This is a genomic window from Robbsia andropogonis (assembly GCF_000970345.1).
GTDB lineage: Bacteria > Pseudomonadota > Gammaproteobacteria > Burkholderiales > Burkholderiaceae > Robbsia > Robbsia andropogonis.
In genome coordinates, this window is record NZ_LAQU01000216.1 from 1 (window position 1) to 796 (window position 796).

The following is a 796-nucleotide window of genomic DNA, read 5'->3' on the forward strand; positions in this document are numbered from 1 at the left end:
AGGCGCTCATCGAGCGCGCTCTGGGCGCTGAACTCGGCCAACATCTGGGCTACGAGCCCGGGGCTGAGAAGCCCGCAACGGCCACGAATCAGCGCAACGGGCACAGCGCTAAGAGGCGGTTTCAGAAAGACTTGAAAGGCTCTGTTAATTTTATAGACATCCTGTTAGCCTAGGCCATCGTGATGACGAGACCAAGGGATGAACAAGCCAATGATTGCTGACGAATTATGGCGACGACTCGAACCGTTACTGTCCCAGGCGAAAGCGCGTCGCGAGAAGTATCCTGGTCGCAAGCCGGTACCGGATCGCGCAGCATTGAACGGCATTGCGTTTGTGTTGCACACAGCACTGCGTTGGCGAGATCTACCAGCCGAAATGGGTTGCGGCTCTGGCGTGACTTGTTGGCGCCGCTTACGCGACTGGCAAGAAGCAGGCGTGTGGGACCGATTGCACGAAGTGCTGCTGGGCAAGTTACGCGCAGCGGGCCAAATCGACTTATCACGCGTAGTTGTCGATTCGCCTTCCGTTCGGGCTATAGGGGCGGGCACAAAAACTGGCCACCCTGTATACCGCGCGCGACCGGGCTCCAAGCACCATGTGGCGACCGACGCAAATGGGGTGCCGCTTTCGATCAGCTTGACCGGTGCGAATCGCCATGACGTCACACAATTGTTGCCGCTCATCGACGCAATTCCAGCTATCCGTAGCATACGCGGTCGCCCCTTGCAAATGCCTCAAGTGGTTCTCGCAGATCGCGGGTACGACTCCGAATCACACCGACAGAAATTGCTTGATC

The 796-nt window shown here is 57.9% G+C and carries 1 protein-coding gene and 1 pseudogene; both read left to right on the plus strand.

What is annotated here, in order from left to right:
- Positions 1 to 131 (plus strand): annotated as a pseudogene (locus WM40_RS32710) (IS256 family transposase); the annotation flags it as partial.
- Between the two features lie 67 nt (positions 132 to 198).
- On the plus strand, positions 199 to 796 hold a 598-nt coding region (locus WM40_RS27225; protein WP_046154674.1), incomplete at its 3' end, for an IS5 family transposase.